Origin of the sequence: Motilimonas eburnea, assembly GCF_021295345.1 — a bacterium.
In the GTDB taxonomy this organism is placed as follows: Bacteria; Pseudomonadota; Gammaproteobacteria; order Enterobacterales; family CBDFNC01; genus Motilimonas; species Motilimonas eburnea.
On sequence record NZ_JAIMJB010000014.1, the window covers coordinates 67,380 to 84,426 of the forward strand.

General features: G+C 47.8%; 17 protein-coding genes. 7 read left to right on the top strand and 10 right to left on the bottom strand.

Annotated elements, in window-relative coordinates; all coding sequences use genetic code 11:
* Positions 1-5 precede the first annotated feature (5 nt).
* From K6Y21_RS14425 to K6Y21_RS14440, 4 genes are all read left to right on the top strand, one after another.
* On the top strand, positions 6-821 hold the full coding sequence (locus K6Y21_RS14425) for an ABC transporter ATP-binding protein (protein ID WP_233072545.1): 816 nt from the start codon (positions 6-8) through the stop codon (positions 819-821).
* Entirely contained in the window at positions 814-1,800 is a 987-nt protein-coding gene (locus K6Y21_RS14430) for an MlaD family protein (protein ID WP_233072546.1), read from the top strand. The genes K6Y21_RS14425 and K6Y21_RS14430 overlap by 8 nt, the downstream gene beginning before the upstream one ends.
* Position 1,801: 1 nt before the next feature.
* A complete protein-coding gene (locus K6Y21_RS14435; RefSeq protein WP_233072547.1) occupies positions 1,802-2,401 on the top strand; it encodes an ABC-type transport auxiliary lipoprotein family protein in 600 nt (199 codons plus the stop codon).
* Positions 2,402-2,469: 68 nt separating this feature from the next.
* Positions 2,470-4,182, top strand: a complete 1,713-nt coding sequence (locus tag K6Y21_RS14440; protein ID WP_233072548.1) for an alkaline phosphatase family protein — start codon at positions 2,470-2,472, stop codon at positions 4,180-4,182.
* A 359-nt stretch (positions 4,183-4,541) separates the two neighbouring features.
* Here the strand turns inward: K6Y21_RS14440 and K6Y21_RS14445 are convergent, their stop codons facing one another.
* Complete coding sequence (locus K6Y21_RS14445) at positions 4,542-4,796, bottom strand: hypothetical protein (RefSeq protein WP_233072549.1); 255 nt, start codon at positions 4,794-4,796, stop codon at positions 4,542-4,544.
* 89 nt (positions 4,797-4,885) lie between these two features.
* A complete protein-coding gene (locus K6Y21_RS14450; protein WP_233072550.1) occupies positions 4,886-5,431 on the bottom strand; it encodes a TetR/AcrR family transcriptional regulator in 546 nt (181 codons plus the stop codon).
* 140 nt (positions 5,432-5,571) lie between these two features.
* Between K6Y21_RS14450 and K6Y21_RS14455 the strand changes: the two genes are divergently transcribed.
* Positions 5,572-6,165, top strand: coding sequence for a hypothetical protein (locus tag K6Y21_RS14455; protein ID WP_233072551.1), 594 nt, complete (start codon positions 5,572-5,574; stop codon positions 6,163-6,165).
* Positions 6,158-7,075 (top strand): SDR family oxidoreductase, encoded by a 918-nt coding sequence (locus K6Y21_RS14460; protein WP_233072552.1) that lies wholly within the window; start codon positions 6,158-6,160, stop codon positions 7,073-7,075. The genes K6Y21_RS14455 and K6Y21_RS14460 overlap by 8 nt, the downstream gene beginning before the upstream one ends.
* On the opposite strand, the gene K6Y21_RS14465 is transcribed toward K6Y21_RS14460, so the two are convergent.
* From K6Y21_RS14465 to K6Y21_RS14490, 6 genes are all read right to left on the bottom strand, one after another.
* Positions 7,035-7,370, bottom strand: a complete 336-nt coding sequence (locus K6Y21_RS14465; protein WP_233072553.1) for a hypothetical protein — start codon at positions 7,368-7,370, stop codon at positions 7,035-7,037. The two genes, K6Y21_RS14460 and K6Y21_RS14465, sit on opposite strands and share 41 nt — an antisense overlap.
* A gap of 175 nt (positions 7,371-7,545) precedes the next feature.
* The gene (locus tag K6Y21_RS14470) at positions 7,546-10,113 is read right to left on the bottom strand and encodes a glycosyl hydrolase family 18 protein (RefSeq protein ID WP_233072554.1); all 2,568 of its coding nucleotides are present in this window, start codon (positions 10,111-10,113) and stop codon (positions 7,546-7,548) included.
* 156 nt (positions 10,114-10,269) lie between these two features.
* Positions 10,270-12,261: a glycosyl hydrolase family 18 protein gene (locus K6Y21_RS14475; RefSeq protein WP_233072555.1), complete on the bottom strand. Its 1,992-nt coding sequence runs from the start codon at positions 12,259-12,261 to the stop codon at positions 10,270-10,272.
* Between the two features lie 80 nt (positions 12,262-12,341).
* Positions 12,342-12,983, bottom strand: a complete 642-nt coding sequence (gene pyrE, locus K6Y21_RS14480) for an orotate phosphoribosyltransferase (protein WP_233072556.1) — start codon at positions 12,981-12,983, stop codon at positions 12,342-12,344.
* Between the two features lie 18 nt (positions 12,984-13,001).
* Positions 13,002-13,715 (bottom strand): ribonuclease PH, encoded by a 714-nt coding sequence (rph, locus tag K6Y21_RS14485; protein WP_233072557.1) that lies wholly within the window; start codon positions 13,713-13,715, stop codon positions 13,002-13,004.
* 73 nt (positions 13,716-13,788) lie between these two features.
* Positions 13,789-14,025, bottom strand: coding sequence for a hypothetical protein (locus K6Y21_RS14490; protein ID WP_233072558.1), 237 nt, complete (start codon positions 14,023-14,025; stop codon positions 13,789-13,791).
* A 184-nt stretch (positions 14,026-14,209) separates the two neighbouring features.
* Between K6Y21_RS14490 and K6Y21_RS14495 the strand changes: the two genes are divergently transcribed.
* Positions 14,210-15,073 (top strand): YicC/YloC family endoribonuclease, encoded by an 864-nt coding sequence (locus K6Y21_RS14495; protein ID WP_233072559.1) that lies wholly within the window; start codon positions 14,210-14,212, stop codon positions 15,071-15,073.
* Between the two features lie 251 nt (positions 15,074-15,324).
* On the opposite strand, the gene darG is transcribed toward K6Y21_RS14495, so the two are convergent.
* Together darG and darT are read right to left on the bottom strand one after the other, a co-directional pair.
* On the bottom strand, positions 15,325-16,395 hold the full coding sequence (gene darG, locus K6Y21_RS14500) for a type II toxin-antitoxin system antitoxin DNA ADP-ribosyl glycohydrolase DarG (RefSeq protein WP_233072560.1): 1,071 nt from the start codon (positions 16,393-16,395) through the stop codon (positions 15,325-15,327).
* Between the two features lie 8 nt (positions 16,396-16,403).
* Complete coding sequence (gene darT, locus K6Y21_RS14505; RefSeq protein ID WP_233072561.1) at positions 16,404-17,012, bottom strand: type II toxin-antitoxin system toxin DNA ADP-ribosyl transferase DarT; 609 nt, start codon at positions 17,010-17,012, stop codon at positions 16,404-16,406.
* Positions 17,013-17,047: the final 35 nt, after the last annotated feature.

Genomic DNA, 17,047 nt, shown 5'->3' on the forward strand with positions numbered 1-17,047 from the left:
TAAGCATGACAACCTCACCTTCACCCTCTGTCGCCTCACACGTTAGCAATAATGCCATCAGTGTGCGCAATCTTAGGATGGGCTATGGCTCACGCATTTTATTAGAAGATGCCAGCTTTGACGTTAAACACGGCGAAATATTAGTCATACTGGGCGGCTCCGGCTGTGGTAAGTCCAGCTTAATGAAACACCTGATTGGCCTCTATGCGCCTCTGGGCGGCGAAATCTTGATCCAAGGCAAAAGCATGGTTCACTCTAGCCCTGCTGAAAAGGCCATATTGCAAAGACAGCTTGGGATCATGTACCAAAGTGGCGCGCTGTTTGGCTCACTCAACGTGCTGCAAAACGTGCGCTTTCCATTAGATGAGTTTACTGATCTCGCGCTGGAGAAAAAAAACCTAACGGCTCGGCTACTATTAAATATGGTTGAAATGGCTTATGCCGAATCTATGATGCCAGAAGAGCTGTCAGGCGGTATGCTAAAACGAGCTGGGATCGCCAGAGCCATGGCTCTGGGCGCGAACATCATTATGTTAGATGAACCTTCAGCCGGTTTAGACCCCATTACCGCAGCCAACTTAGACCAAACGATTATCAAGCTGCGCGATAGCTTAGGCTTTACTTTTGTGGTCGTGACCCACGAACTTGAAAGTATTTTTACGATTGCGGATAGGGCCATTATGCTGGATCCCAACACCAAAAGTATCATCGCACAAGGCGAGCCCAAAGCACTAAAAGAGCATAGCAATGACCCAAAAGTAAGACAGTTTTTTAACCGACTTTCTGATAACCAACAAGCAGTGAGCACAAGCCATGGATGATTCAAACAAACACTTTCGACTCGGCCTCTTCGTCGTTATCTCGCTGATACTCCTCTTTGGTATTCTCTTTATCCTTGGTGGACAATCTTTGCTGCAACCAAAATCCACCTTTGAAACCTATTTTGATGAACCGGTTTCCGGGTTAGAAGTCGGCGCGGCGGTGCGCTATCGCGGAGTCCCCATGGGCACCGTCACTGCCATTCACCTATCTGATTCTATCTATGAGGACAACACCGTCATTGCCGACAGAAAATCCTACGTGGTAGTTCAAGTTGAAATTACGGGCTCAACGGAAGCGGTCGAAGACTGGGAGCAAAACGTTGCCATGGCGGTTGAGAAAGGGTTACGAGTACAAACCCAGCTAGCCGGCATCACTGGGCAACAATATTTATCCTTAGACATTATTAATAATGCTGGGGCCGATGATCTTCGTTTTGACTGGCAACCTAAGCACACTTATATCCCTTCGGCGCCTAGTTCCACAGGGAAGATCATTGCGGGGATCCAAGCGGTGTTGTCAAACCTAGATAAAGCCGACATCGCCCAGTTGTCCCATAGCTTGAATAGTTTGGTCACCACATTAGACGAGAAAGTATCGCAGATAGATACCGCAAATCTATCAGAGCAAGCCACTTCTTTGGTCAGCAACCTTAATCAAACCGCACAGCAAATCAATGAAGTGATTGCGAACAGTCAATTGGATCAAACCCTAGCTAACATCAATAGCATCACCACTCGGCTTGATAACAGCCTAGCCAGCAACGGAGACATCACCAAGCTCATCAAAGAGCTGGATACGAGTGTCAGACGTGCAGATGCCATCATGGCCGATAATCAGCACGATATTAACAGCATTATTCGCGATCTCAGGATCACCGCGGCCAACTTGAAAGACTTTTCTGAAAACGCCAAACAAAATCCATCAGGCATACTCTTTGGCGCACCACCAGAAAAAATTAAGCTTGAGGAGAGCAAATAGTATGACTTACCCTAACCTTGTCGCAGTCCTTGCGATGACACTACTGCTAACCGCTTGCAGTTTAAGTAAACCGGTTGAGCAGCCAACGACCTATGTGATGGTCGCAGAGCCGCCTTCAATGCAACTCAAGCAAATCAAACCCACTTTGCGGCTCGACTATGTACGCAGCACGGCGCCTTTCAACCAAACCCAAATGGTTTACCGCATGGATGAGGTGAAGTTCGAATCAGACTTCTACAACCGATATATCAGTGAGCCCGCAGATATTGTCGGGAATCAGGTCGGACTGTGGTTAGAGCGCGCAGGCCTTTATGGCACCGTCACCCAACCCAGTATTCGCACCCCGGCCGAGCAAATTTTACAAATTGTCATCACTAAACTGTTCGGTGATTTCCGTGAGGGTCTTCCACCGGCAGCCGTGATGGAAATGCAGTTTGTCTTAATTGAAAATAAAGATGTTAGGCCAACCACTGTATTAGAAAAAACCTATATTAGTCGCGTTGAACTGGATGCTAAAACGCCTGCTGCACTCGCCAAGGGCCAAGGCCAAGCGATGACCCATATTCTTCAGCAGTTTGCCAGCGAACTCGCCGCTCAATAATACTAATGGCGTTAGGCAGTGGCGCTTAACGCCGCTGCCTAACGATACCGACCCCAAGAGTCCAGTTCATGTGCAAGCATCACACCTTCGCTATTGCCACCATTGCATTATTGTTCTCATCCATCAGCCTAGCCACCCCAAATAACCAACCTAAATTAGTGCTGCAAATTACAGTCGATGGCCTGCGTGGAGATTTACTGCAACGCTACCAGCATAACTTCAAAGCGGATGGCTTTCGCTATCTGATGGAGCAAGGCACCCATTACACCAATGCCCACTACCAACACACCAACACAGAAACCATTGTCGGCCATGTATCCTTAGCCACTGGCGCTCCGCCTTCGGTACATGGCATGGTGGGTAATGTTTGGTATGACCGCCAGCAAGCACGCTTGGTTTATAACGTTGAAGATGCCGATTACGCCCTGCTTTCTGCTGGCGCGGGCGTCGACCAAAGCAGCGAAATTGATCCCACCCAAAAAGCCGCGCAACAAGATGGCCGCTCGCCCACTCCCATCTTAGCCACCACCTTTAGTGATGAATTAACCTTTGCAAGCAATGGCGCAGCCAAAGTGTTTGCCGTCTCTATCAAGGATCGCGGCGCCATTTCCTTAGCCGGCCACACAGGTAAAGCGTTCTGGTTTTCCAAGGCAAAAAGTGAGTTTGTCACCAGTGACTATTACTATCAATCCTATCCAGACTGGGTAACAGATTGGAACCAACAGCAGCAGCCAAAACAATACAGTAACCAAAGCTGGCAGCTTAGCTTGGCGAAAGAAAAGTACACCCTAAATGAAATTAGCCAGCAGCATAAGTTGGACTTTGCCGGCTTTGCTCGCACCTTTCCCCATCCTTATGGACCCGCGAGCTTCAAATATTTTACCACTATGCTTACGCTCAGCCCCGCTGGTGATGAGTTAACCAGTGACTTTGCCCAAACCCTTTTAATCAACGAAGGCTTAGGCAAGGGCCGCACCACCGACTACCTCGCCATCAGCTTTTCGTCTAATGATTACGTGATACATCTATATGGCCCGAACAGCCTAGAATCCGAAGATAACCTGATCCGCCTAGATAGCACCTTAGCAAAGCTGTTTAAAACCATTGATAAGCACGTCGGGTTAGCCAACACCTTAATCGTCCTAAGCGCTGATCACGGCGTTCCTGAGATCACCCCCAACAGCCAACAACTCGGATTAAAACAAGCGCAATACTTTGATGCCAACCAGATCATTAATCAACAGGCGATTGCCCGACTCAAACGTGACTTTGGATTAGATGAAAAAGCCATTCGCCTTTATACTCAGCCTTATATCTACTTAGATCATGACGTCATCGCCAAGCAAAAAGTCGCCATCGCGGATGTGCAACAAGCCATTGCCGAAGAAGTCGCTAACCTAGCCGGCATAGCCCATGCCATCACATCCAGTGACATCGCTCACAACCGCTTGGCCAACACGCGCGTCGTGGAACTAGTGAAAAACAACTACCACCCAAGGCGCTCAGGTGATATTTACCTCATCTTTGAGCCGCGAACTTACATTAACGACATGGACGGTTTAACCATCGCCTCAACCCATGGATCACCTTGGCGCTACGATACCCATGTTCCAGTCATCTTTGCCGGCCATCACATACCGCGCCAAACCATCAACCGTGATATCACTCCATACGATATCGCACCAACCCTGTCTAACTACCTTGGCATTACCTTGCCCAGCGGTACAACTGGCAAGGTATTAACCGAGTTGAAACAGGGAGCTGGAACAAACCAACCTTAGATTGGCCTCAGTTAAGGTTAGTGTGAGTTATACCCAAGACATCTCAAGATGCGGGATTCAGAGCCGCTCATTATGTTCAGTTTGAGGCAAAAAGGCGAAGGAATGGCATACCTACGCACTGAGTGCCTTTCGAAGCTTTTTAACAAAAAATGTACGTAATGAACGACTCCCAAAGGGCGAGTTTTGTAGGCTGTTATGCTTTGTTGCTGATTTTCAACGTAGAATAACTATGTATCAAATCAGCGTCGCGCCTAACAGCCTACAAATTCTCGCTGAACAAGCATCTTGAGGTAACTTGGGTATATGCTCGTGTGATTCGCCGAGCAAACTCGCCTTCCGCAAGAGCTCGGGTGCTTGGCTTAATGCTTAGTCACCGCTTTGACGCCGTTTCTCACCATCTCTTTGCCGTTGTCATAAACCGTTTGCGACACCCAGCGGCCAAGTAACAATTGATGCTGGCTATCTAACACCGCAACGAATGGGCGACCATCGGCGTTGCTGGTTGCTAGCGCCACGCCAGCGGCGTCATTTAGACCTAAGCTGCCACTTTCAACGGATAGTAAAAATGCCTCTAACTCGGCTAAGGTTTCGATAACCTTGGGATCATTAATCATGGGATTTCTCTTTTTATGCTGTGATGGTCAACACTATACTCAAACTAGATAAAGATAACAGACTCAGGCCTGTCACAAACAAATTAAACTTAAGCTAACACTCGCTGCAATTGTTGCTCAATATAGCTAACGTCTAGCTCACCACTCATGAGCAATTGGTGATTTAACAAGCCTAAAAATAAGGTAAACAAGGCTTGGCCTTGGTCTTCATCGACATAAGTCGTCAATAAATCAAGGTACTTCTGGTTAACCTGCTTCATGCAGGGATCGTCGGCAATATTGTCCACCCCGATGACCTCTATGTACTCCACCACCAGCTTTTGCTCTTGAAAAAACCGCGGCGCAATGTGGTGAAACAGTAATAAAAAATTCTCGGTTCGTTGCGCAAAACTGGCATTGGTCGCTAACGGTCGTGATTTAAGGACGTCAGAGTCCAATGCCAGCATGGCTTCGGTAGCGGCACGAAAGATGGCATCCTTACTATCAAAGTAATGATAAACCGCGCTTTTACTCATGTTCAGATGCTGACAAAGTTGGCGCATCCCAGTATTTTTATAACCGTATTGCAAAAACACACCTGCCGCATTGAGCGCTATTTCTAGGCGTTTTTGTTCATGATCGACTAACTTAGGCACCCTTTCACCTCAAAACCAGATTTCACTGGCACATCATAGCACGTTTGCTTTTTATTGACCGATTGGACTAAAAAACTTTACCTTGCGAGCGAACTGATATAACTTTATAGACCAACTGGACTAAAAAGAAAGCACTAGCCATGACATCTTCTGTTTCAGCATCGCAACCCGCTAAGTTAAGCTTAATGGAGCGCTTGATAGGCCCTTATGCCAGCCCGGCTGAGCAGTGGCTATCTTTTGGCTTTTCGCTAATGGCTGGGGCTGTAATGGCGCTCGCCATTTGGCTTGGGCAACTCGATTGGCACTTTTGGCCAGCCATCCTTGCCATTTTGCTGGCCATGGACATCGGCGGCGGCATCGTCAGCAATGCCTGCGCTGGGGCAAAACGCTGGTTTCATCGTCAAGGCATTAATAAGCGCCAACATTTAATATTTATCGCCTTTCACGGGGTTCAACTCGGTTTGTTTAGCTGGGCTTTTCTCGACTTTGATCTTAGTTGGCTGATGGCAGCTTGGCTCTGGTTGATGTTGGCGGGCACCTTGATCCTCATCACGCCAAGGTATCTGCAACGCCCGCTAGCCATGGCCCTTTATATGGTGAGCTTAATGATTTCGTTTTATTGGCTGACAGTACCGTCCGCCTTGGCTTGGTTTTTACCCCTGTTTTATCTCAAGCTACTGATCGCCTATTTACTCAACGATGTAGACATCAGTAAGGAGCCAACCCATGACTAAGTCGATAACTAAGCCCAAGCGCATTTTAATTGCTGGCGCAACCGGTTACCTTGGTCGCCACCTGGTCAGCTTATTGCTGCAAAAGAATGAGCAGTATGAGGAGCAAAACTTTTTCGCCCTCGCAAGAAGCGCCAACAAGTTAAGCGCACTAGGAGCCAAGCCCGAACAAATACGCATTGCGCAAGTCACCCAAGCCGACACCCTTATCGGCAGCTGTGATGATTGTGATGTGGTTATTTCTTGCCTAGGTATAACTCGACAACGCGATGGGTTGAACTATATGGACGTGGACTACCAAGCCAACCTTAATCTGCTGCTAGAAGCAGAGCGAGCCGGGGTAAAAAAGTTTATTTATATCTCAGCCTTTAACGCACCGGCTTTGCAACACGTACGGCTGTTAAAAGCCAAGGAGCGCTTTGCGCAACGTTTACTTAGCTCTCAGGTGTTGTCACCCTGCGTGATCCGCCCTAACGGATTTTTCAGTGACTTAGAAGAAATTTACCATATGGCGCAGAGAGGCAGCGCCTACCTATTCGGTAAGGGTCACGTTCGAATCAACCCAATCCACGGCGCCGATCTGGCTCAGTTTGTACTTGAGGCCATTTCACGCCCAGAGACGGAATTAAATGTTGGCGGCCCCGATGTACTCAGTGTTAAAGACATCACAGAGTTAGCCTTTAGCGCCCTCAATAAAACCCCTAACCTCACCTATTTGCCCGATGCCCTGCGTCAGTTTGCACTGGCCATCGCTAGGCGTTTACCCGAATCTTGGACAGGCCCAGCGGAGTTTTTCTTAACCGCCATGGCGCAAGATAATATCGCGCCACGCTATGGTGAGCATCATCTTGACGATTATTATCAGCAGTTGGCTAAAGGGTCACAATCGAGTAAGCAGCCCACATCAAGCTAAGTGCCGCAAGCATTAATGCGCCGCCAACAAACATCATAGAGCGGCCCGCCACCACGGCTTCCTTGGGCTGTAACCAATGGGGGAAATCCCACTTCACAAAGCGATCGACATCTTGCCCGGCATAATAGGAAGTAAACAGGTAACCACCCAACACAAATCCCGCCGCCGAGTAGTAAATGAGTAGCTCAAAAAATTGAGTCAGGCTTTGGCCATTGTGGCCCCAGATCCAATGCAAGCCCGTTAGCGCGAGCAATAAAAGTAAACAGACAGCAAAACGTGTTAATACTGCAAACATAAGCATCTTAAGGATCATGAGTTTAATCTCACGCTGTAAATCAAAAGCATCAACCTAGCCTAGCATAACAATCAACAACATCCCTAACCTACCTAATTAGGCTTGCTCGAGCCGCTTCACTGGATAAACCAAAAGGGGGAGGCATGCCCCCCTAATACGTTATTTAAGCTCAAGGTTAATCAACACACACCGCATCCCCCGTGACTTGCCAAGCTGAATCAATACTGGGTTGCACGCCTTGATTCCACCATTTTGCTACATAACTTAAGCCGTTGTGATTAACGACTTCACCTTGGGCATAAGCTTGATGGGCTGACCAAGGGGCGACCGCTGGGGCGAGCAATTGCCATGCTTCACCTTGGCCCGGCTGACTGGCCTGACTCCACCAGCGGGCTTGCCAAATCTGTTGGTTAAAGCTCACTTGCTGGCCTTGGCGATAGGCTAAATGAGCTTGCCATGGCGCAGCGTTAACCATTGCGGCCGCACAATCCGTTGGGGATAGGGTGACACGCACATATTGGCTTTGCTGACTATGGCCATCACTCACTGTGATCACAAAATCCGCTACTTGCTCCGTGCTCACCGCTGGCGAAATTATTTGCGCCTGAGCTTGATGAGCATTCAACAAGGTCGCTTGAGGGCCGCTCAACTGTTGCCAGTGATAACTTAATGGATCCCCTTCGGCATCATCGGCAGTGACAGCAAGACTCAATAAGCTTGGCCCATTCACTTGATACGTCTTTTGTAAACTGAGCTGAGGCGGGTAATTCACCCCCTGACACCAAACTTCACCATCAAATTGGTATTCACTGGGCCCCTTGATCACTTCTTTCACCTTGGTTGGCCGCCCGCTGCTGTCAGTGGCTAGTACCTGGGTATCGACACTGCCCGCATAGGCTTCATTAAAACGATAAGCCTGCCCATCGGCTTTAGGATTACACACGGCTGCGTTCATCGCATTTAAAATCAAACCATTATCAAAGGTCGCTTCCCATGCGAATAATCCCCCTAGGCCATATTGTTTAACCAGATCACCTTTGTTGATCACCGTGCGAGGCGAGTCGATGTTTTCTACTCTCGCATACACATGCTCTTGATCAGCAAACGCCTGAGGTACAAACACATACACAGATTTGGCTTGCTCATCATAATACAAGGCATTGTTATCCCCTTGCATGTAGTTATCGTATAGGTCGATAAAGTGACTGGTGCCGCTATCAAAGCTACCGCTCACCGCAAAACCGCGCTGCTGCATTTGCTCATCCACCAACATTTGTGCCGTGCCGTGCCAAAAGGCTGGCGCATGCTCACGCTTCATTTTCACGGCATGCCAACCTCGGCTATAACTGGCCACGCCGATAATTAAGCGCGACATAGGGAAATCGGGATATAAGCGTTGCACCGTTTGAATGGCACCTTCGGTACTGTAGGCACTAAACATATCCCCCATGGTTTTGGCTTGCCCATCGATCAACACAGGGTTCCCCAGCTCATCGGCAATGGGTAAATATTGATAAACGGGGGCCGCTGAAAAAATGGGTTTAATGGCATTGCCGGTATGATATCCAGGGAACGGATAGTCGGTAGAAAACACGTCATAGGTCATCAAATTGACAAAGTCTAAATCGTCTTTCAACGCATTTAAATCCACTGCCCCAATATGACGAGGAAAGCGACTAATAGCAGCAGACAGCACAAAGTCAGGCCCAAACTCACGATCAAACCCTTGCCTTAGCGCCTTAACAAGGGCCGTAAAGTTTGCCCTATCGGCCACATGACCTTGAGTTAACCCGGGGTTGGAGTTTTCACCGCCGGGATGCTCCCAATCTAAATCAATGCCGTCAAACACCCCCGGATGCTGTTTGATAAACGAAATCAATTGCTCGGTAAACTGCTGACGAAACTGAGGCTCGGCAGCCATCTCAAAAAACGGATCACTCATAAACCAAGCGCCAATGGATAACATGGCTTTTAAATGGGGGTATTGCTGTTTCATTTTCTTAATCGCGGCAAAGGCATGGGGAGCCGCCTTATAATCAGGAAACCCTAATGAAAAATCGGCTTGTTTTTGCGTCACGCCCAGTTCAACCAGATCATAATCTTGTCCATCGCGACCCACAATATGGCCTTGCCCACAATCCGCACGTAGCGCATTAAAAGCGCCGGGGTTCATGGCTAGGCCCTGATTTTGCGTTGCCCCCTCTCGTTCATAATCACAAATACCGGCAAAACCAAAAATCAAATGGGTCACATTGTGCGCAGGGATCTGCTCTAAGCTGTAACCATTAAAGCCTTGCCAAGAGCCAACATACAAGGCAACCACCTTGCCACTTTTAGCAACATCAAAGGGTTGGTTTTTATCTTGCGTGGCATCCCAATTTCGATCTCCCTCACTTATCGGCGCGATAGGGATAAAATCGTAACTCGAAGGGGTATGCGTGGGCTGCACACGCATGGTGTGATACTCATCGGGCGCAACGCCAGGACTGGTCGCCTCTTTGAGCACCAATCCGGTGTGCACACGGTCACTAAAATAGTGAGAGGGTCGATATTCAGTGCCAATAGGGAAAGCCCCTATCTCGATAGCCGAAGAGGTGGCTTGGTCAATCTCAAACTCATGAATGACGTCAGGCTCCGCCATCACGGTAGCCGCAAAGAGCAGTTGAGATAAAGCGGTGGCCATGGCCAATCCGGTCGCCAAGTTAAGTTTAGTGCGCTTAAAGCAAGGTAAATATTGCATCATCAATTCCTTTTCGATTGCTGCGTTAGCCAATCTAAGCTTGACTAACTCGCCGCTGAAAAAGAATCACCATGGCGCTATCATTTCACCAAAAATAAAAACAATCTATTTAAAATCAATAAACTACAGCAATACACCCAGAAAAAGCCTATCACAGGATCACGTTAAAACCGTTAATTTATCCTCTTGGGATACCAAATATGGCTGCACACTCGCGAGATATTTAGCCGTTACCGGGATCCCATGCTTATCGATATCACCTTGTAAATACAGCCAATATTTACCTTGATGATCACATTCAACACGCATGATCCGCTCTCTATTTACGAGATAAGAGCGATGGCATTGCAGTAAAAAATCGTCGCCGTAATAACGTAACAAGGGCGTCAGCCGGCTGTAAATATAAATAGGATCGGACTGCCCTTGGCAATAAATGCCGGTGTAACCCTGCTCGGCTTTCAAATATAACAACTGATTTTTTTTGCTCGCGATTTGATGTAACTCGGCCAACAGCTTCGAGTCTTGACTCAAGCTTTTAATATGTCCACGGCACAGCTCCACTAACGCCAAATAATCGCCTAAGCAACCTGATTGCGATGGCTCACCTAGCTCCATATGATGCTGCTTCGCCAAGCTGGCAATTAAGGGATCGGCTAACAGACGTTGTAACGCCGCATTAAGATCGCTTTGCTCATCAAGGTAGGCCACTTGTTGTTGCATCGCCGCTAGCATGCCCTGCTCGGCTTGCGGTAAAGCCAACGGGCTTGACTCGGTTTGCAATTGCGTCACTTGTTGATGCAACTGAGCGAGCTGTTGCTGACGCAATATTAATTGAGCCTGCAAGGCACCTTGCTTGCGTTTAAATAGCCAACCAAAGGGCGCCAATAACAATAAGCAATATAGCCAACCAAACCGCAGCAGGTGCCTATGAATTAAGTGCCAACGGTAAGGCCAAGGGTAATAAAAGGCAAAGATTTGCTGGCTTAATTGCTGATCACTGAATAAATATTGCAGCGCCATGCCACCTAATTGATGGCGTTGGCTATACGCCAACTTAGCGGCCAACGCGCGCGCACTTTCGTAGGACACAAAATGATCGCCTTGTTGTAAATAGCTGGCTTGGGCCACTTCATCCCAATGCTGCTGATAACCTTGGCTAATTAAATAATTCACCTCCGATTGAATCAGTAGTCCTGACTTTTGGGTGGGGTTATCCAACGAGCCCTTAGTGGCACTCGCGCTCGCGCTGTATAACTGCTCAGCATGGCGCCAGCTGCGGCCAATAGCGGGGGTGCTCACGATGATCTGACGACTCGCAACATTAGCATTGAGCATGGTTTGCACCGCTAAATCCATGGATGCCGGAAACGGCTCTGGGTTTTGTTCCGACCAGAACAAGGGCGAGGCGTGGCCGTTATAGCGCGACCAAGCACCGGCTAAATCGACATTAAGCAAGTAAAAGTAATCAACATAACTTGCCGCTTCCGCTAAGGGTAAAGGTTGAAGCAACACAGGCCAAGATGGCATGGCCACCACCAATTGTAATGGAGGTGAGGTTTCTAATAACGAACGAGATGAAGTCAATGCCTGTTTAAATTCGCGCACTAAAGCCAGCCAGTCCTTGGCTTCATGGCGCTGTAAATCCAATGGTCTGTCGGGGTGAAACATGGGGTAACGCCAATCCAGCACGACGCCATCAAACTGGTGCTGGCGAACAAACGCCAGTGTAGACTGGATCAAATTACGGCGTTTGTCGGCATCGGCCGCCACCGGCGCAAAATGCTCACTTAAACGCCAGCCACCAATGGCAATCCAGGTTTTTAAGTTAGGATTTTGCTGCTTTAACCTCAACAGCTGATTTAAACTGCCTTTATTGGTTTGATCTAAGGTATCACCGGCAAAGGGGGCTTGCAGATCTAAATATTCATCCCAATGCTGCACTTCACCTTGGGCATTCACATCCAATTGTTCGTAAATCAGGTGGGTAAAATAATGGGCAGGAACTTGATCTATGCTAAATGCCGCATCTTTTGACCACGCGCTTTGATACACGCCCACACTTAATGGGCCGGTTAACGGCGCAGCATATAGTGGGCTTTGGCACAGCAGCAGTCCTAGCAGCATAACAGCCGGAAACAACAATTTACTCACTCGGTCAATCCTTGACACATTTTGGTAAAAAAAATCCCCGATCAACTGATCAGGGATTTAATTGTAGTACAGCGTTAAAGTTAAATGCCGTATTGTTCGCGATAAGCTTTAACTGATTCCAGTGACGCCGCCATGTCTGGCTTTTCACTCAGGTATTCAATCAGGTCGTTTAGCTCAATAATTGAAATCACCTTGGCGTTGTAGTCACGCTCAACCTCTTGAATGGCCGAAAGCTCACCCTTGCCTTTTTCTTGGCGATCTAACGCAATCAATACACCCGCCAGTGAGGCGCCGCACGCTTGGATAATGTCCATCGACTCACGAATAGCGGTGCCCGCGGTGATCACATCGTCCACCAACATAATGCGACCTTTCAGATCCGCGCCCACTAGCGAGCCACCTTCACCGTGATCTTTTTTCTCTTTGCGGTTAAAACAATACGGCGTGTCTACTTGATAACCATCAAACAGGGCAACCGCAGTAGTCGTCGCAATGGGAATACCTTTGTAAGCTGGGCCAAATAACACATCGTATTCGATGCCTGAATCTTGCAGTGCAGCAGCATAAAAACGGCCTAATTTAGCCAGATCGCCGCCGCTGTTAAACAAACCCGCATTGAAGAAGTAAGGACTGGTGCGGCCTGATTTTAAGGTAAATTCACCAAACTTAAGCACCTGTTTGCTCAGTGCAAACTCAATAAAATCGCGTTGATATTGTTTCATCGATACCTCCTCCTATTATTAAGCTAATGCCGCTTTTTGCGCAGCCACTAAATCATCAATGCCCGCCTTGGCCAATGCCAGCATGGCCAATAATTCCTCATGGCTAAACGGCGCTTCCTCGGCCGTGCCTTGCACTTCAATCATCTTGCCGCAATCTGTCATCACCACATTCATGTCGGTGTCGGCCGCAGAATCTTCAACATATTCCAAATCACACAAAGGCTGACCATCCACGATGCCCACAGACACAGCCGCAATCATGTGTTTAACCGGATTGGTTTTTAAAGCGCCTTTGTTGATCAGGTAGTTAATTGCATCCATTAAGGCCACAAAGCCACCTGTGATAGACGCTGTGCGCGTGCCGCCATCGGCTTGGATAACATCACAATCTATGGTGATGGTGTTTTCACCTAAGGCTTTAAGGTCCACCGCCGCGCGCAGTGCACGCGCAATTAAGCGAGAGATTTCTAAGGTGCGACCGCCTTGTTTGCCTTTAGCCGCTTCACGTTGATTACGGGTATGCGTCGCGCGTGGCAACATGCCGTATTCAGCTGTGATCCAACCTTTACCTTGGCCCTTTAAAAAGCGCGGCACCGACTCTTCCACACTGGCGGTACATAACACCTTAGTGTTGCCAAACTCGATTAAAACCGAGCCTTCGGCGTGACAAGTATAATTGCGAGTGATAGTTACAGGACGAACTTGAGCGGGGGTTCTGCCATTTGGGCGCATAGATAATTACCTAGGTTGAAAAACTGGCGCTTATTATACCTAAGTGAGTTTAAAATGCTTGCGAGAAGCGCAGTTAATCACGATACCGGCAAGCTTGCTCGCCCGAGCGCGTCACCACAAACACACAAGATAAAAAAGCCGCTTTTAGCGGGATCAACTGCCACAAACCATCGCCATATAAACGAATGTTACCCTCGGCCCAAACATAGAGACACAAGTTAAACAAACCGCCCGACACGGCCACCAACACACAAAAACACACAAACGATTTAAGCCATAATCCAACCAAGGCCTTGCACCATTGCAGCATAACGTTTTCTTACCTTTATCAATCAAAAACATAACGCTAACAAATAATCCCAACCCAACTCTGACTAAAAATGCGCAGCGCAACACCGCGCCAGATCAAAGGGAGGCAGACAAAAGTACAGAAGGGTTTGCGCCACTGAGATTTGCTTTTATAATTCGGCCACTGCAATTAACAAGAGATGCTTATGATCCACAGTATGACAGCCTATGCTCGTAAACAATTTAAGGGCGATTGGGGCAGTGCCGTTTGGGAAATCCGTTCCGTAAACCAGCGATACCTTGAGACCTACATTCGTACTCCCGAGCAATTTCGTGGCTTAGAGCCTGTGATCCGAGAAAAACTCCGCAAGCGCATGCAACGCGGTAAACTCGAAGTTAATTTACGTTTTGATGCGGCGCAAAACAATGCCGCCGAACTGCAAATCAACCAAGCCCTTGCCGGTCAAATTATCGAACATGCCCAATGGGTAATGGAAGAAGCAGGCCGTGGCCAACTGAACCCGATTGACGTATTGCGCTGGCCTGGTGTCATGGAAGCCCCAGAGCAAGATATCGACGAGCTGTCCAAAGTACTACTTAACGCCCTCGATACCACCATCGACGAATTCCTAGACGCGCGCGCCAGTGAAGGCGCCAACCTAAAAGGCTTTATCGAACAACGCCTTGATGAAATTGGCGCCCAAGCCGCTTTTGTTCGCACCAAAATGCCTGAGGTAATGGCATGGCAACGCGAACGCTTAAGCAACCGCTTAGCCGAAGCCCAAGTTGAACTAGAGCCAACCCGCCTAGAGCAAGAAATGGTAATGCTGGCACAAAAAGTCGACGTAGCCGAAGAGCTCGATCGCCTTGATTCGCACATCAGCGAAACCCGCAACATCTTGAAAAAAGGCGGCGCCATCGGCCGACGCTTAGACTTTATGATGCAAGAGTTTAACCGCGAAGCGAACACTTTAGCCTCAAAATCGATTAATGCTGAAATCACCAATGCATCGGTGGATTGTAAGGTGTTAATTGAGCAGATGAGAGAGCAAATTCAAAACATCGAGTAGTTTTTCCAGCTGCCCAAGAATGCCTAAAAAGCCCTGTATTACTTTATGAAGAACATCGTAAATGCAGGGTTTTAAATATCCCTATCGCGCAAAAGCATTCCTTCCTAAGCAAGCTTAAGTCGCACCGGCCTACAACCACATTCCAGCCCCTGTGGGAGGCGAGCTTGCTCGGCGAATACACGTAAATATGCCACTCCTAAGCTCGCTACCCCCGACAAGTCTCCACAACAGAGGCTAACTAATCTTAGGAGCTAAGCCGTTGGCGCTTTGCAAACAAGCCACTGCTCTTGCTTGAGTCGATTCCAAGCGGCAAGGATATGTGCCGGCTTCATCTTGGCTTTTCTCGGGTTCCAACGATGCACACAGCGAACAAGCTCTTCATCTGTTGGCTCTAAGTTTGGTAGCTCTTGCGTCACCACCCAATGAACGGTTGATAATAACTCCATCCCATTTTGGGATTCAAAGCCTTGGATTAATTGCGCTACTTTATCAAAACGTTGTTTGGTTTCTTGGTGCTGTTCAAGATATCTAAACGCTTCTTGCGCCGCCTCTTCCTTTAGGGCAATTGGCGTCTCAGGCTTATTGAGCCCGTCAGCATAACCCGTAATAAAGTGGCCTTCCATCTTATCAAGCACATGACGTAACACATCCGCATAAGGGCCATAGTGATGCTTTTTAAACACTACCTTATTTAAAGGCTCACCCGCTGCAGTCAAAAAATAAACCAGTTTCTGAACTTCGAGTAGCGATAGACGATAACCAAAGCCCGTTGAAACATAGCGTTCAATTAGCCCCAAAACAGCAGCTCGCCCTATCGTCATGCTAGGCCGTTTAGTCAGATTAGGCATAGCTTGTGCGCTTGGTGCCGCTTGTGGAGGGTAAATTCGCCACTCAACGTCAGGAACATCAGCCAATGATTGCTGTATTAGTCGTTCAACATCTTGCCAAGGTAAGCCACCTAAGCCACTTCCCAAAGCAGGGATGGCAACCGATTTTACACCCAAGCGCATCACTTCAGTTTTTAGGCTAATTAAACCTTGTTCAATATATTCAAGCTTAGACTTTCCTTTCCAATGAGCCTTAGTCGGAAAATTAATTACGTAGAAAGGAGCGTTGGTTGAGTTGAGTTCAAAAGAGAGGACTTGCCCAACAACTAATGATTGCTCATCACAGGCTTTTTTATAGGCCTTGAAATAGCAAGCGGGAAAAGCTTTTTTGAATTGCAGCGCTAAGCCTTTCCCCATCACGCCAACAGTATTAACTGTGTTAATAATGGCATCTGCTTGATCGTGAAGAATGTTACCTGTTTGATAAGTGATCATAACAACCTCTAGTAATACCATTCAGGTCGTACAACAACCTCTGGCCTATGTTGTGCCCCATTTAGCAACAAATCAACTTCATCTGCTATCTCTTGGGTTTTGACACCTATTTGGGCAATCGCATGCCATGGCACAAACTCAAAAGCTAAAAATTCAGCTTGTTTTTCTTCTTTAAAATCTTGCCAGTACTTTTCTCGGATAATGCGAGCAATATCTAGCTCGCCTAGTCGCTCAAAGTCATCAATTTGCTCGGCATAGTCCAAATCCGCATGAATATCGGTGAAGAAACAATGCTCGTTCGTAAGACGAATCGAATCCGTATCACTGATTAAGTGTAGTACCCTCTCTTGTCCATCCTGATAATCCTCATGGCCTTTATGGATCACAAACAACATGACTGAGCGAGGACAAAAATTGAAAGGGACATACTGGCCTAGTGTGCCACCAGCAGCCACGGTTACAGGGCGAACCAAACGACGGTTCTTGATATGACTGTAACCAATGTTACGGTTTATTAACCCTAACTCAATTCGCTTAGCATCTGACCATAAGCATCCATGACTGAGAACGCTAGCCAGATTATCAATATGCGTTATGTGGGAAACTTTGACTGTCATGAATCGCTATTTGCCTATAATCAGTTACGTTGCAC

Excerpts from the sequence above, each read along its gene's own strand:
- K6Y21_RS14495 (WP_233072559.1), top strand. The coding sequence starts at position 14,210 with ATGATCCACAGTATGACAGCCTATGCTCGTAAACAATTTAAGGGCGAT.
- K6Y21_RS14465 (WP_233072553.1), bottom strand. The coding sequence starts at position 7,370 with ATGTTTGCAGTATTAACACGTTTTGCTGTCTGTTTACTTTTATTGCTC.
- K6Y21_RS14435 (WP_233072547.1), top strand. The coding sequence starts at position 1,802 with ATGACTTACCCTAACCTTGTCGCAGTCCTTGCGATGACACTACTGCTA.
- K6Y21_RS14460 (WP_233072552.1), top strand. The coding sequence starts at position 6,158 with ATGACTAAGTCGATAACTAAGCCCAAGCGCATTTTAATTGCTGGCGCA.
- K6Y21_RS14445 (WP_233072549.1), bottom strand. The coding sequence starts at position 4,796 with ATGATTAATGATCCCAAGGTTATCGAAACCTTAGCCGAGTTAGAGGCA.
- K6Y21_RS14430 (WP_233072546.1), top strand. The coding sequence starts at position 814 with ATGGATGATTCAAACAAACACTTTCGACTCGGCCTCTTCGTCGTTATC.
- pyrE (WP_233072556.1), bottom strand. The coding sequence starts at position 12,983 with ATGAAACAATATCAACGCGATTTTATTGAGTTTGCACTGAGCAAACAG.
- darG (WP_233072560.1), bottom strand. The coding sequence starts at position 16,395 with ATGATCACTTATCAAACAGGTAACATTCTTCACGATCAAGCAGATGCC.
- K6Y21_RS14440 (WP_233072548.1), top strand. The coding sequence starts at position 2,470 with ATGTGCAAGCATCACACCTTCGCTATTGCCACCATTGCATTATTGTTC.
- K6Y21_RS14455 (WP_233072551.1), top strand. The coding sequence starts at position 5,572 with ATGACATCTTCTGTTTCAGCATCGCAACCCGCTAAGTTAAGCTTAATG.
- K6Y21_RS14490 (WP_233072558.1), bottom strand. The coding sequence starts at position 14,025 with ATGCTGCAATGGTGCAAGGCCTTGGTTGGATTATGGCTTAAATCGTTT.
- K6Y21_RS14425 (WP_233072545.1), top strand. The coding sequence starts at position 6 with ATGACAACCTCACCTTCACCCTCTGTCGCCTCACACGTTAGCAATAAT.
- K6Y21_RS14470 (WP_233072554.1), bottom strand. The coding sequence starts at position 10,113 with ATGATGCAATATTTACCTTGCTTTAAGCGCACTAAACTTAACTTGGCG.
- darT (WP_233072561.1), bottom strand. The coding sequence starts at position 17,012 with ATGACAGTCAAAGTTTCCCACATAACGCATATTGATAATCTGGCTAGC.
- rph (WP_233072557.1), bottom strand. The coding sequence starts at position 13,715 with ATGCGCCCAAATGGCAGAACCCCCGCTCAAGTTCGTCCTGTAACTATC.